13 protein-coding genes are annotated in these 13,727 nt (G+C 37.9%); 7 read left to right on the forward strand and 6 right to left on the reverse strand.

What is annotated here, in order from left to right; all coding sequences use genetic code 11:
* Positions 1 to 82 precede the first annotated feature (82 nt).
* Both BUC06_RS13765 and BUC06_RS13770 read left to right on the forward strand, forming a co-directional pair.
* Positions 83 to 835: an NUDIX hydrolase gene (locus BUC06_RS13765; protein WP_073334584.1), complete on the forward strand. Its 753-nt coding sequence runs from the start codon at positions 83 to 85 to the stop codon at positions 833 to 835.
* 77 nt (positions 836 to 912) lie between these two features.
* Complete coding sequence (locus BUC06_RS13770) at positions 913 to 1,644, forward strand: MBL fold metallo-hydrolase (RefSeq protein ID WP_073334585.1); 732 nt, start codon at positions 913 to 915, stop codon at positions 1,642 to 1,644.
* Positions 1,645 to 1,661: 17 nt separating this feature from the next.
* Here the strand turns inward: BUC06_RS13770 and BUC06_RS13775 are convergent, their stop codons facing one another.
* A complete protein-coding gene (locus tag BUC06_RS13775) occupies positions 1,662 to 2,003 on the reverse strand; it encodes a helix-turn-helix transcriptional regulator (RefSeq protein ID WP_073334586.1) in 342 nt (113 codons plus the stop codon).
* A 644-nt stretch (positions 2,004 to 2,647) separates the two neighbouring features.
* On the opposite strand from BUC06_RS13775, the gene BUC06_RS13780 reads away from it, so the two are divergent.
* Positions 2,648 to 3,241: a Crp/Fnr family transcriptional regulator gene (locus BUC06_RS13780; RefSeq protein WP_073334587.1), complete on the forward strand. Its 594-nt coding sequence runs from the start codon at positions 2,648 to 2,650 to the stop codon at positions 3,239 to 3,241.
* A 153-nt stretch (positions 3,242 to 3,394) separates the two neighbouring features.
* Here BUC06_RS13780 and BUC06_RS13785 read toward each other — a convergent pair whose 3' ends face one another.
* The 5 genes from BUC06_RS13785 to BUC06_RS13805 form a co-directional block, all read right to left on the reverse strand.
* Positions 3,395 to 5,536 (reverse strand): DEAD/DEAH box helicase, encoded by a 2,142-nt coding sequence (locus BUC06_RS13785; protein ID WP_073334588.1) that lies wholly within the window; start codon positions 5,534 to 5,536, stop codon positions 3,395 to 3,397.
* Positions 5,533 to 6,849: an ATP-binding protein gene (locus BUC06_RS13790; RefSeq protein WP_073334589.1), complete on the reverse strand. Its 1,317-nt coding sequence runs from the start codon at positions 6,847 to 6,849 to the stop codon at positions 5,533 to 5,535. Before BUC06_RS13790 ends, BUC06_RS13785 begins: the two co-directional genes overlap by 4 nt.
* Entirely contained in the window at positions 6,842 to 8,308 is a 1,467-nt protein-coding gene (locus BUC06_RS13795) for a tellurite resistance TerB C-terminal domain-containing protein (protein WP_073334590.1), read from the reverse strand. The genes BUC06_RS13790 and BUC06_RS13795 overlap by 8 nt, the downstream gene beginning before the upstream one ends.
* A 33-nt stretch (positions 8,309 to 8,341) precedes the next feature.
* Positions 8,342 to 9,232, reverse strand: coding sequence for a BRCT domain-containing protein (locus BUC06_RS13800; RefSeq protein WP_073334591.1), 891 nt, complete (start codon positions 9,230 to 9,232; stop codon positions 8,342 to 8,344).
* Between the two features lie 387 nt (positions 9,233 to 9,619).
* Positions 9,620 to 10,255: a chloramphenicol acetyltransferase gene (locus tag BUC06_RS13805; protein WP_073334592.1), complete on the reverse strand. Its 636-nt coding sequence runs from the start codon at positions 10,253 to 10,255 to the stop codon at positions 9,620 to 9,622.
* Positions 10,256 to 10,505: 250 nt separating this feature from the next.
* On the opposite strand from BUC06_RS13805, the gene BUC06_RS13810 reads away from it, so the two are divergent.
* From BUC06_RS13810 to BUC06_RS13825, 4 genes are all read left to right on the forward strand, one after another.
* The gene (locus tag BUC06_RS13810) at positions 10,506 to 11,351 is read left to right on the forward strand and encodes an NAD(P)-dependent oxidoreductase (protein WP_073334593.1); all 846 of its coding nucleotides are present in this window, start codon (positions 10,506 to 10,508) and stop codon (positions 11,349 to 11,351) included.
* Positions 11,352 to 11,394: 43 nt separating this feature from the next.
* Positions 11,395 to 11,853 carry a PPC domain-containing DNA-binding protein gene (locus tag BUC06_RS13815; protein WP_228423746.1) on the forward strand — a complete coding sequence of 153 codons (459 nt, stop codon included), beginning with the start codon at positions 11,395 to 11,397 and terminating at the stop codon, positions 11,851 to 11,853.
* A 45-nt stretch (positions 11,854 to 11,898) separates the two neighbouring features.
* Complete coding sequence (locus tag BUC06_RS13820; protein ID WP_073334595.1) at positions 11,899 to 12,477, forward strand: Crp/Fnr family transcriptional regulator; 579 nt, start codon at positions 11,899 to 11,901, stop codon at positions 12,475 to 12,477.
* Between the two features lie 90 nt (positions 12,478 to 12,567).
* A complete protein-coding gene (locus BUC06_RS13825) occupies positions 12,568 to 13,644 on the forward strand; it encodes an SDR family oxidoreductase (RefSeq protein WP_073334596.1) in 1,077 nt (358 codons plus the stop codon).
* The last annotated feature ends 83 nt before the right edge of the window (positions 13,645 to 13,727 follow it).

Raw genomic sequence — 13,727 nt, forward strand, 5'->3', positions numbered from 1 at the left:
GAAGGCTTTTTTAAAGCAGTTCCAAAATTTTTATTCCTAAATTTGTAAGATCACCAATTTCTTAATACACTTAGTACATTATATGAATTCTAAAGAACAGATATTACAAAGATCAATTGAGGCAAAAGAAATTTTTCTCCCTCACCTTTCTGCGGATCCTGTTATATTTGGTTTTGATCAGAAAGAACTTAAGGTACTTCTGATCAAAATGAATTATCGAAAATTGTGGCTATTGCCGGGTGGCTACGTAGGAAAAAATGAAGATCTGGATGAAGCTGTGGTAAGAATCCTAAAAGACAGAGTGGGAATAACCACCGATGTATATCTTGATGAGTTTGGTGTTTTCGGCAAAAGAAACAGAAGTGAACTTTACTTTGAAGATTTTGATGATACTCTTTTTCATAAGCAGCGATTCATCTCCATTGGATATTACGCACTGTACAATCCTTCAAGATTTAATCTTGTTCCTGATGAGTTAAGCGAAAGCTGTGAATGGATTTATATGAGCCAATTGTCGGAGATCGAACTGGCCATGGATCACAGAGAAATTATTGAAAAAGCGCTTCTTACCTTACGTGAAAAAATTTCCATAAAGCCCATCGGTTACAATCTTCTTCCTGAAAAATTTACCCTTTCTGAACTTCAGAAACTGTATGAAGCCATTTTAGGAAAGGACCTCAACCGTGGAAACTTTTACAGAAAAATTAAAAATTTAGGAATTCTGAATAAACTTGAGGAGCAAAGACGTGGCGGCGCCCATAAGTCTCCTGATCTGTATTCTTTTGATGAGGAAAAATATGCCCAAGCATTGAAAAACGGTCTTAACGCCTGGTAGACGTCCATTGTTTTTACCAATTAATGGTATCGAAAAAAAGGTTTTGAGGTTTTATAAATATTAGGGAAATTTGCACAATGAAAATTATTGCGCTCAAAGAAGGCAATTTCTCAGCCAGCAGAACGAAAGACTTCACGTTATTGACCGATGAAAATTTTGACACCGTCAAGGGGATCAAAATGTCTGTACAACCGTTTCTCATTATTACAGACCATGATTATATACTCCTCGATGCCGGTATGGGATGGCAAAACAGGGAGGGTAAAACGGTTATTTCTGAACTATTGGAAAAGGAAAATATCAGACCCGAACAAATTACCAGGCTTTTGCTTTCACACCTCCATAAAGATCATATTAACGGAAGTATTCACAAAACAGATACTGGTTTTGAACCTGCATTTCCGAATGCAGAAATTTATATTCAGAGGCGTGAGCTTGCTTTCACTATGGAAAATAAGGGCAACCCTTCTTTTGATTTTGATATTCTTGAACAACTGATCAGCCTGCCAAATATTGTTTGGATGGATGAAGATCGCGGAAATATAAATGCGGAGGTTTCTTTTGAAGTAGTAGGCGGACACACGCCTTTTATGCAGGTCTTCTGGATCAGAGAGTATGACGAAATTATTTTTTATGGTGCGGATGATCTTCCTCAGGAGTCTTATCTGAAATATCATCTGGCTTATAAAAGCGATTTTGATGGAAGAAAAGCAATGGAACTAAGACTGGAGTGGCAAAAAAAAGCGGCTGAAGAACAATGGAAAATACTGCTTTATCATGATCTGGACAAAGCAGTAATCCAGATATAATCTAACGTAAAAGTGGTTTAAAGATCATTAAACCATTTGTAGATATCCAAATCAGAAGGAATGTGAAGCTTTTTCCGGATTCTGTTTTTTCTGTTTTGGATAGCTTTTGGCGTCACAAAAGTGTAAGTCGCAATTTCCTTGGTGGTAAAGTTGAGTTTCAGGTAAATGCAGAAAATAAGTTCAGAATTTTTGAGACTGGGATGTACCTTCGCGATTTTATCAAAAAAATCAGGGTATACAAGTCTGAATTTGTTCAGCAAACGTGGCGAATTTTCTTTGGCTAATGCCATGATTTCGTCCTGCACTAAAATCTTTTGATTTAAATCTTCTAAACTGGATTGCGGTTTTTCGTTTTTCATAATATTTTTCTCATCGCTACTTTATTTCTGATACGTTTAAATGCTTTTGTATCAGTACAAACCCTTCTTATTCGGCTATTATACAAATAGCTGTTTTGATGTTGAGGTTTTACAGGTCTATCTAAATTTCATAATTGCTGATTCTAAAGAACCCTACATCTATTGTACGAATCCCTGATATTTTAATCTTAAAAATCTTTCATCTGAAGCTTATTCTTTCGGTTATTTTTAAATGAAACAAAGAAAGAAAAAATGATTAAAATTTTACAGAATTAAAATACCACATAGATACCACGCCATGCCTATCTACAGTGTATTTATTCCTATTTTGAAGTGAGTTTGAAAATTAATTCGTTCCTGTAATTTATTTTAAACAAATGTAGCAGATTGCGGATCATATTTTTTATGATCTCAATCAATGTTTTTGATGATTTTATTCCCTGACCGTGGTGTATACAGAGAGATTGGGAAAAAGCGTCTCCAAAGCCTTATGGTATGTATGTGGTATGCCTTACAGAGAGAGGTGATGAAAATTGATCGTTCTTTACATTATTGAAATTTTGTGCTTCCCTGTTTATTAAATAATGAAAGGCACAAATGATTAAACATTTGTTTAAAATTTTAATTAAAAACTTTATCATCCCATGATTATTGAAGAGGTACTTGTTTCATTTGGAGCAAAAATTAAAGAATATAAAGCAGGAGAAATTATTTTTCGGGAAGGTGAGTTTTCTACGTTTTATTACCAGATTAAGGAAGGACAGATCAAGCTGAATAATTACACGGAAGACGGTAAAGAATTTATTCAGAATATATTCTCGAACGGACACAGCTTTGGAGAATCTCTTCTCTTTGTAGATCGTCCTTATCCGATGAACGCTACAGCTATAAAAGATTCGTATATTTTAAGACTTCCAAAATCCAATTTTTTAAATCTGATCAGGGAAAACCAGGAAGTCTCCCTGAATGTTTATCAGTGTATGGCAGAAAGAATGTATTATAAATATATGATGCTCTACAACCTCTCTTTCCAGAATCCCATGCTGAAACTGAAACAGCTGATGGATTATTTCAAAAGCTACTGTGAAGACAAAACACAGTACTCTTTTCAGATTCCTCTGACAAGACAACAACTTGCTTCTCTCACGGGACTGCGCGTGGAAACGGTCATAAGAGCTGTAAAAAGTATGGAAAAAGATAAGATTTTAAAAATAGAGAAGAGGAAGATTATGTATTAGTTTCTATTGTCTGGAAGATGGAAGAGCGAAGACCAAAACCATCCGTAAACCACTCATTATCATTATCATAATTAATATTAAGTTGAATTAAAATATTTTTTATTTACCTTATCACTTTAAAATCTACGCTCTTTCGGTATCCTATATTAGTTACTATTTATTTTCTATAAAATTTAAATTCTGAAGAAATTCATTGCAGCCTTCAAAATCGAAATATCGGGTTTTCAATAGTTCTATCTGATATTTTGTGGGTAAAAATTCTCCCCATTTTGAAAAGTTCAAAACATCCGGAAAGTTGTCTAGTAATTCTGTCAGTGCTTCGTCAAAATTGATCGTATTTAAATTCACATCTTTAAGCACCGAAATGAATTCAGATTTCTTTGAAAAATCGATTTCAAACTTACTTTCGCTTTCATGTAATTGATTTTCAATCCCTACTCTGTTCAGTATAAAGCTTAAAGTTCTGTTAATCTTAGATCCTGTAAATGAATAAAACTTAAGTTTATCATTCCCTGAAAAAAGGGGTCTGTCCGTTTGATGAGACCTGATCCCATAGATTGAAAAATCTTTACGCATCTGCCGGATCATTTCATCACCAGGCTCATCCAGAAAATCATATTTTTGGTCGGAAATCAGAATTTCAAGCATTTTTTCCCTGATTTTAGAGGCTGTATCTGCCGCATCTCCAAAAAAGAGCGGTTTTTTTCCGTCTTTTGCTGGAGCTACCTCTATTTTTTTAGCCTCGTAATCAATGTCCTTTATTTTCCATATTCTGGCTGAAAGATATATATTTTCATCAGGTCTGGTCTGTGCAGACAGCGGTAACTCACCGATTTTCACGCCCTGACTCACCACCCTGAAAAATACAGGGGTATGAAAGAGGGTATAAAAATCTCTGGTATTGACTACCTTTTCACCTTCAATCCCAATAATATATTCAGGTCCTAGTTTTTCCAGAAAGTCAATGGCGGTAAGATGGTCAATAATCTCCGTAACTTCTTCAGCCGAAATATTCTTAAAAGCAGCATTACCCGTCAAATCTGCAGTAAGTTTATCAAGTGTGATTCCCGAAGAACCTTTTACCACCGACAAAAGCTGATGAACCAGCACATCATAAGGTTTTTGGCTCATAGCAATAGGCTCAATATACTGCTCTTTAAAAAGCAGCCAGCACGCCAGTGACTGGAGAAGACTCCAACGTTCAGTAGCATACAAAAACAGGTTGCTGGCCTTTCCTTCCCTTCTTCCGCTCCTTCCCACTCTCTGGATCAGGGAAGCAATGCTATGGGTGGCATCAATCTGGGCAACTTCATCCACGTTTCCTATATCAATCCCCAGTTCCAGGGTTGATGTACAGGATATACAGAAATTTTCATGCGTGCTTTTTTTGGCAAAAAACTCTACATATTCACGTACTTCTTTATCTACAGAAGAGTGATGGGAGAAGTAATTCGCATGTCCGCCCACCTTTTCCGAAAGTTTTTTCAATCTTACCGCTACCTCTTCTACTTTTCCTCTAGCATTGGGAAACACCAGCACTTTGCTGTCCCTCGTTCTGATATACAGATCTTTGAGGAGATCCGGTGGAAGTTCTTTTGTCTGCCCTTCAAAATACTTAAAAACAGCGTTAATAGGCTTGGGTGTCGTATCTCTGATTACTTTTGTATGTTCAGGATCTCCCAGAAAATCTTTCAGTTCAGCATAATTATTCTGATCGCTTACTGTAGCAGAGAGAGCAACAGTACTGAATTTACCGGTATTGACTTTCTGAAGACGCTGCAACAGAGACTGCAGGTGAATCCCTCTGTCTGATCCTAAAAACGAATGAATCTCATCGATAACCACATAATCCAGTGTTGAAAAAAGGTGTTGGATCTGATAAGGTTTGTTTACAAACATCGCCTCCAGAGATTCCGGAGTAATAAGTACAATTCCTTCCGGAGCTTTTATCAGCCGGTCTTTGGCTCCTTTGGAAGCTTCTCCATGCCATTTTGTAACCGGAACATCCAGATATTCGCACAGCTTTTCAACCCTCATGAACTGATCATTGATCAAGGCAATCAGCGGTGAAATATAAAGCACTTTTACGCCTTTTTCCTTACAATTCACTTTAGATAAGATCGGCAAAAAGGCAGCCTCCGTTTTCCCTGAAGCTGTCCTGGAAATTAAAACATAATTATTGTCTGTTGCGATAATCTTCTGAATGGCAGCCTCCTGAATAGGTCTCAGGCTTTCCCATTTCTGGTCGCGGATGTACTTTCTGATCGGCTCTGAGAGCAGGTTGAATGCGCTCATATTTCTTCAATACTATCTAAAAGAACCAGATCATCAGGCCTCTCGTCTGAAATTTCGATGTCTCCGAAAAGCTGTTTTTTATCCACGGCCGGATTCTGTCTGATAATGTTCAGAATATTGAGAAAATCTCTGATCACTTCTCTCGGTGTGAGAAATTCTGAAGCTCCCGGTTTATTGAACATTTCTTCCATAAAAGCAAAAATTTCTTCGTCGCTGATATTCAGTTCTGTTTTATAGTTAAAATCAAAAATCAGTTTCAGTTTTTTTAACAGAACAAAGATTTCATTATGATCTAATGGAGTGAGTTTAATGACAGGCTGCGCAAAATCTCTAATTTCACGGGTTTCAAATTTATTGGTTTCTAACCTTGACTTTAAAGCCTGGTAGCTGAACAATCCTCTCCTTTCATTTTCCAGAAATTCTTTCGTTCCTGCAAAATTGATCAGCAAATTTGAAATTTTCCCCTGAAAACAATCGTTATAAATAGATAAAATTTTCTCGTAGTTTTTTTCACGCGCGGCTGAAGTAGAAATTTTATAAAGGTTGATCGCTTCGTCCAGATTGATCATAAAACCGCTGTATCCCATGCTTACAAAGAACTTACAGAAATTTTTAAGCATATCGTAAAAATTGGAACCATTAATGATTTCTCTTACCCCAAGATCCTGTCTGGCCTCCGTTTTCGTTTTATATTCACCTTTCAGCCATTTCAGGGCATTTCTGCGTAACAGTTCATCGCCTTTGATATATCCTTCATAGTACTTAACGATCACAGAACCGAAATCGAAACCACCCACTTCTGTGATTTCATTCACTGTTTTCATAATAGAATTCTGGATAAGGCCTAAATACTGGTCATTTCTGATCTCAGCAAGGGAAATACGGTTGTCTTCACCGGTTTTCGTAATCACCTGCTCAATCCATTTTTCAAGCAAAGTCTGTAATGCTCCGCCTTCGGGTTTAGTCTGGATTGCAATATTGTCCATGATTGCAGAATACAAAATCACACTTTTTCCGTCATTGGAATACAGCCTGTTGTCCGGTGTGAAATCTGCATTGGAAACTACAAATTTCTGCTTTAAAGCCACCGTATTCAATAAGTGAAGCATAAAAGATTTTCCGCTTCCAAAATCTCCGATCCAGAATTTCGCCATGCTGTGGCCGTTTTTCACATCTTCCAAAGAACTGATAAAAGCATTAATCTCCTCCGATCTTCCTACAGTAATGTGCTGCACTCCTATTTTGGGCACCACTCCGCTCACCAGGGAGTTGATAATAGAAGTTGCTTCTTTGGGTTTAATATTGTCAATCATTGTTTAAAAGTTTTTTATAATAATCAGTATTAATCGTAAAATATTCATCCTCTTCCTCAATAAGGACATCGTCAAGGGTTTCAAAACACAGATCGTTGATAGAATCTATGGTAGATCCCATAAACAGGTTTTTCGACTGTAAATAAGTGGCCATTTCACTTTGAGGAATATTAAAACTCTGCTTTTCAAATGCCTCTAAAATTTCCTGCTGAACTTCTGATAAATTAAGCTCTTCAAGATATTGATGAATCCTGGTTTCTGTAGGGTGATGGGTAATATGAATCGTCAGTTCATCTTCTCCACTCGTTTCCTCTGCCTGAACAACTGTAGTTTCCTCTTCGCCTTCATCCTTAAGATATTCTTCCAGCAGGGCCACAGTTCCGGAATGCTGCCTCTGTACATTTTCAACGGCATCTCTGTCGATAACAATTTTTTTTCTTTTCGGAAGGTACAGCCGAGACGCTTTTTCAATGGCTGCCTGAAGGTTCCTCGTTGCTATGAATTCGTTTATGATCTGCTCAAAATCACTAAGCTGTTCGCTTGTGGTGAACAGACTCTTCTGGATATTCCTGGTAAGCTGTTTCCGTTCAAATGTTGTATTGTTCAGGTCTTTATCAAAATAATGCAGATAAAGCCTTAATGCAGAGATTTTGTCATGTTTTGCAACAAATTTAGAAGCTTCAAGAAATATAGTATCCTGAGACGGGTTTCTGACATTCACCTCCGCCAGCCTGAAAATTTCTCTTTCAAAAGCTATAGTATTGGAATAATCTTCTTTAATGGTTTCAAATTTCGTTTTCCACCTTCCGGTATTATTTTCGTTCAGAATGATATTCGTTCTGTGATCCGCCTCCAATATCTGGGATTGGTTTTCAGGCAGAAAAACAGCAAGCCTGGAAACTATTTTCCTGTTGTACTGGTGCAGAATATCAGGATGGGTATAATTAAAATCCGTATTGATTTTTCTTTTTATTCCATAGACTTCCCTCACATTATTTTCACATAATTTTAAGATATGATTGAAAATTTCTGTCTGTACTGCATCATACGTATAGCGGTAGTTCAGGCTTTCTTTTCTGTAATTGTACTGAAGACACACAATGATTTCCGAAAGCTCCTCAATTACCGTTGCATACGATTTATTCACGGGAATGCAGTGCGTCCGGAGATAGTCTGTCGCTCTTAAAAACTGTTTTAAAATCTGTACACGGCAGTATTCAATTTCATTAAAAACATTATCAGCAAACCATAATCGGTCCAGTATTGCGGATTGATCATCATTCAGACTGAGTTTTCTGATGTATTTTTTTCCTATTTTCCAGCCATCAGGATCATATTGTGGCTTTGGAACAGGTTCAGGGACAGATTCTTCTCTGTGGAGATCAGATCCAAAATTGATCGGAATATCAGTACTTCCGGAAACATCAATTATAGAGTCATCGTGTTCATTCTGCATCATTTCATCAATAAGATTGTTGGTTAAAGTTTCTCTTCAAATGGCATCAAAAATATCAAACTCATGAACCATCACGATCGTATGACCGGATTTTCTGAGATCCAGTGCCTTTTCTACTTTTCTTCCATAGCAGGAGTAGCTCCAGCAGGCATTATGGGTGTCACCAATAATCAGATAATCAGTCTTTTTAGAAATCGTATTGACCGGAATGCCACCTTTATCCTGTATCGCCCGTTGTAATTCACTGCGATTACCTCTGCTTAGGATTCCGGTGATGCAGAACGTTTTGTTTTCAAAAACAATTTCAGGGTCTACCGCACAAATTCCGGAAATATTGATGTCGGCTGTATCTCTTTCTATCTGAGCTGCTGTATCTGAATTTTTAAGTTCAACGAATTGCTTTATGAATGCCGTCAGAACAGCTCGTTCCTCTTCGTCAATGATTTTATCTGCCACAATAGACAGTACCAGGCTTCGGATCTCATCATACGGATAATAGGAATTGAGGTGCTCATTGTCTGAAAGCCATTCATGAAGTTTAAAGATTTCGTCATCATTTAAAATTCCGTCTGCCAGAATTCCATGGAATATTCCCTGTAAAAGCTGAAGATCAGACGTAATTCCGTTATAATAAATGCTGTCGTGCTCGTATTTCTGACACAGCCAATACAGATCTTCCACCGCTTCTTTGGCGGGGATTCCGTTGGAGGCTGTATTTTCGATCAAAAGCATGAATTCGCGGAACGGATTTCTATTCACCAGATCATAATGGTCTTTGGCCCATAATCTGAGCTCTTCCATCTCTCTGGCATCAATGATATCATCAGAAATGATTCCCAAAAGAATGCCTTTTAGTGAATTCATTGCTTTATCTGCTCTGGATTTGGTTGTAAATACCTGTAAGTCCGGATTGTCAAAATGAGTCATCTTAAATAAATTGAGTGTATGGGTTGTATTAGTTTCTATTGATGGTAAAATCAACTTCTAATATAGCAATATTATACATTCAAAAATATTCAAAACTAAAAAAAATACCTTACGGTTTTCCGTAAAAAAAGAAGTTAGATTTTAGAGATTAGACGTTAGAGGACAAGCATAGAAATTTCTGTAGGATGGCACATCTTATTTTAACTACCCCGTCTTTTTGCTACGCAAAAATCCACCCCTTCAGCGAAGGGGAATTGGAGTTGAGACCAATTGGCTATCATTATCAATTACTCCTTGCACAAAATATATTAATAGTAGTAATCATGAACCTGAACCCGAATTCGCGCCCCGAAACAAACTCATTACTCATCATTCCTAACTTATAACTTACAAAAGCTCTCCATCAAGCTGTTTCTGAAACTCCTCCAGATATCTGGCAAGGTGCAGCCCGTCCGCAAGTCCATGATGAGCCTCCACAGAAACGGGAAGATACTTTTTCCCATCACGGATACTGAACTTTCCGAAAGTGATTTTAGGTACAGATTCTGAATTGTTAAAACTGGTAGGATGAAGAAGCGCACTGAAAGAATTCCATGGAATTGTTGTATGCCTGATCAGATCTTTACCCAGATCGCCATTGTTCAATCTTAATCCGGAAGACTGTTGGACCGCCTCAATTTCCTTTTGCATTGTAGCATTAAACACTCGAAAATCTGCAGAAAAAGGAATAAATGCAAAACCAAAAGTCCCGTCTGCCCTGCCAATCGTACTTCCTGCATGAATGGTATCATACAAAATAACCTCACCGTCAATGATCCGTAATTTCAGTTCATCCACAGTATTCACTGCAATCATCGATCGGTGAAGATAAGTAGCGAAAAAAGAATCACCGTTTTCCTTAGCATGATTATAAGCTTTCGTGCAGTCAACTTCAGTAGTAAAGCCAAAATAGGGACTTTCCATCTTTGAAAAAAACTCAAAATGCTCTTTTCGGTTCCAGTTTTCGAGGTCTATGATCTTCATTGATTTTATTTGCTGCAAATTTCAGCAAGTTTTCCCGGTTTTAAAAGTTTATCTGGAAAAATATTACTGAACAAATCATTAAAAATATAATGAAATCTTAATGTAGAAGGTTGGTTTTGGTTAGTTTTTTGATACAAATAGAAGAGGTTTACAATATATAGGCTTACTTGTATTTGTCAATATTTAACTCGAATCTTTGAGGCTTCATATACAACGGAGCTGATACTTAATTATAATAGGAAAATAATATATGGAGACAGAAAAAATAGGATTCATCGGATTAGGAAATATGGGCCATCCTATGGCAAAAAATTTGGAGAAGGCAGAATTTCCGCTTTCCGTTTACAATAGAACCATCGAAAAAGCTGAGGATTTTAAAAAGAAATCCACCGTCTATTCTACCGTGACGGACCTGGTGAAAAACAGCGACATTATTTTCACCATGCTGACCAATGATGAGGCCGTAAAAGCTGTTTATGAAGAGCTTTTGGTTTTGAATATCCACGGGAAATTATTCATCGACATGAGTACGATTTCTCCTGAAACAAGTAAAAAAATGGCTGATGCCGTCAAAATAAAAGAAGCTTATTTCATTGATGCTCCCGTAGCAGGAAGTACCATGCCTGCAGCCGAAGGTACGCTGATCATCATCGCTGGCGGCGAAGAAAGAGACCTTCAGCGCGCCATGCCTTATTTTGAGAAGCTTGGAAAAGCAGTTAAGCATCTGGGCGAAAATGGAAAAGGAATTGCCGGAAAACTGTCTGTGAATTACTTCCTCTCTGCCATTTATCAGGGACTGGCAGAGACGGTTTTGTTTTCTGATCAATTGGGCATTCAGCGTACCGATATGCTGGAAATCATCAATGAAAGTGCCAGCGGAAGCGGTGCGACGAAAGTAAAAACCCCTCTGCTGATCAATAATACCTTTGATCCGGCCTTTGCTTTGGATCTGATGCTTAAAGATATTCTCCTTGCTAAAAATGCAGGGGCCGATTTTCCTCTTTCCAAAGCATTGATAGAAACATATCAGTCTGCTCATGATGAAGGTTTTGGTAAAGATGACGTAATGGGAATCATCAATTATCTTAAAAAATAAGAGTTGACAAGAATATCAAAACACAAAATTTTCAACAGTACATATGATGGATACACAAAATTTTAAAGGAAATAACTGGTCGGCAAGAAAAGTGGACTCTGTTTATATCATGAGTATTAAAGACCAGTCAGGTATCGTTGAAGCGTTGACAGATTTCGTTATCAACCAGAAGATACAGGCAGGCGAAGTTACAGGTATTGGAGCTGTAGAGGAAGCTACCCTCCGCTTTTTCAAGCCATCCAACAAAAACTACGTTGATAAAACATTCAAAGAACAGATGGAAATAACCAATATTTCGGGAAACGTATCTGAGATAGAAGGAAAACCTATGCTTCATCTGCATATTACTTTAGGAAGAGAAGACTATACCGCTCTGGCAGGACATCTTCTGGACGCTAAGATCCGGGGCGCAGGAGAATTTATTTTTTATCCTCTGAACACCAGAGTGGTAAAAATTAAGAATGAAGAGGTGGGAATCAATTTCTATGATTTTGAAAGATGAAATGACAGACTTCTTTGAAAGTTGTATTTTTGATAAAATATTTTCATGATGTTTGATCTCCTTCTTTCCCATATACAAAACAAAGTAGACCTGCCTGAAAAACAGAAACATCAGATCGTATCCTTTTTTACGCATAAGAAATTACGTAAAAAACAATATTTGCTGCAGGAAGGTGATATTTGCAAATGCCTGTCATTTGTTAGTAAAGGTTTGCTTAAATCTTATGTTTTAGACGAAAAAGGAAGTGAACGGATCAATATGTTTGCCTTCGAAGGTTGGTGGATTTCTGATTTCAACAGCTTTATCAATCAGGAAAAAGCAGTTTTGAATATCAATGCTGTAGAAGAAACCGAAGTGCTCATGATTACTCTTGAGGATTATGAAAGAATGATGCTGGAAATCCCTGTCATGGACCGCTATTTCAGAATTCTTTACCAAAACAGTCTGGTCACTAAAGATCACCGGCTGATGGTCTCCAACAGTTTTACGGCAGAAGAAAAATATAAGCAACTGGCCCAGCGCAACCCGGAAATCATCAAAAGGGTTCCGCACAATCTTATTGCCTCCTATCTGGGACTTGCTCCCGAGACAGTAAGCAGAATACGAAAAAAAAATCTCCATTAATACTTGATCTGGATCAACAAAAACACATGATGCAGATCAAGTGTTTCAGCCTTCTTCTGTCCCTACTTTTGTAATAGAAATTTTACAAATATGGACAATGCAAAAAACATCGCGCTGGTCGTTGGTGCGACAGGAATTACAGGGAGTAATCTTGCTCAGGAACTTATTTCCCAGGGATGGACCGTGTACGGACTTTCCAGAAATACCAATAGCAATATCCCGGAACTCATTCCTGTAAAGGCTGACCTTCTGAATATTGATAGCTTAAACACAGCACTGGAAGGAATTTCTCCTACTCATGTTTATTTCACTACCTGGATGCGAAACGACACAGAGGAAGAAAACATCCGTGTGAACAGTGCTCTGGTAAGAAACTTGTTAGACGTATTGGCTCATAAACAATCAGTACAGCATGTCGCTTTGGTTACAGGATTGAAACACTATTTAGGACCTTTTGAAGCCTATGTGAAAGCAGGAAAGCTTCCGGAAACCCCTGTCAGAGAAGAACATCCGAGACTTCCCCTTCCCAATTTTTACTATGCCCAAGAAGATGAAGTGTATAAAGCTTCCGAGAGAGATGGATTTACGTGGAGCATTCACCGACCTCATACGGTCATCGGTTACGCCGTGGGCAATCTGATGAATATGGGAACTACTCTTGCGGTGTATGCAAGTATTTGCAAGGAAACAGGGCGAAAATTCGTCTGGCCGGGATCTGCTGAACAATGGAACGGTGTTTCTGATGTGACGGATGCCCGGATTTTAGCAAAACAATTGGTTTGGGCTTCTACCACAGAATCTGCAAAAAACCAGGCTTTTAATATTGTGAATGGAGATGTTTTCCGCTGGAAGTGGCTTTGGAAAAGACTGGCAGACTGGTTTGGCATTGAAGCAGAAGATTTCGACGGGACGGTAAGACCGCTTGACCATGAATTAAGTAAAGATGCTGGCACCTGGAAGAAAATAACAGAGAAATACGGTTTAAAAGAAGATCATCTCGATCGCCTGGCGTCTGCGTGGCATACAGATCTCGATCTCGGAAGACCTCTGGAAGTGATGTGTGATATGTCTAACAGCAGAAAGCTTGGTTTTACAGCATATCAGAATACAGAAGATTCTTTCACTGAACTATTTCAAAAACTGAGAGCGGAAAGATTAATCCCTTAAAAACAAACGGAGCGGCTGAATACTGCTCCGTTTGCTTTTTAATTTAAACAACATAAGCAGCTTATATGCCAATAAAAAAAACG

The sequence above is a fragment of the Chryseobacterium carnipullorum genome (assembly GCF_900142785.1).
Classification (GTDB): domain Bacteria; phylum Bacteroidota; class Bacteroidia; order Flavobacteriales; family Weeksellaceae; genus Chryseobacterium; species Chryseobacterium carnipullorum.

Bases quoted from the DNA above. Each gene is read 5' to 3' on its own strand.
- BUC06_RS13820 (WP_073334595.1), top strand. From the start codon at position 11,899: ATGATGTTTGATCTCCTTCTTTCCCATATACAAAACAAAGTAGACCTG.
- BUC06_RS13785 (WP_073334588.1), bottom strand. From the start codon at position 5,536: ATGAGCGCATTCAACCTGCTCTCAGAGCCGATCAGAAAGTACATCCGC.
- BUC06_RS13805 (WP_073334592.1), bottom strand. From the start codon at position 10,255: ATGAAGATCATAGACCTCGAAAACTGGAACCGAAAAGAGCATTTTGAG.
- BUC06_RS13790 (WP_073334589.1), bottom strand. From the start codon at position 6,849: ATGATTGACAATATTAAACCCAAAGAAGCAACTTCTATTATCAACTCC.
- BUC06_RS13815 (WP_228423746.1), top strand. From the start codon at position 11,395: ATGATGGATACACAAAATTTTAAAGGAAATAACTGGTCGGCAAGAAAA.
- BUC06_RS13825 (WP_073334596.1), top strand. From the start codon at position 12,568: ATGGACAATGCAAAAAACATCGCGCTGGTCGTTGGTGCGACAGGAATT.
- BUC06_RS13765 (WP_073334584.1), top strand. From the start codon at position 83: ATGAATTCTAAAGAACAGATATTACAAAGATCAATTGAGGCAAAAGAA.
- BUC06_RS13795 (WP_073334590.1), bottom strand. From the start codon at position 8,308: ATGATGCAGAATGAACACGATGACTCTATAATTGATGTTTCCGGAAGT.
- BUC06_RS13775 (WP_073334586.1), bottom strand. From the start codon at position 2,003: ATGAAAAACGAAAAACCGCAATCCAGTTTAGAAGATTTAAATCAAAAG.
- BUC06_RS13810 (WP_073334593.1), top strand. From the start codon at position 10,506: ATGGAGACAGAAAAAATAGGATTCATCGGATTAGGAAATATGGGCCAT.
- BUC06_RS13800 (WP_073334591.1), bottom strand. From the start codon at position 9,232: ATGACTCATTTTGACAATCCGGACTTACAGGTATTTACAACCAAATCC.
- BUC06_RS13780 (WP_073334587.1), top strand. From the start codon at position 2,648: ATGATTATTGAAGAGGTACTTGTTTCATTTGGAGCAAAAATTAAAGAA.
- BUC06_RS13770 (WP_073334585.1), top strand. From the start codon at position 913: ATGAAAATTATTGCGCTCAAAGAAGGCAATTTCTCAGCCAGCAGAACG.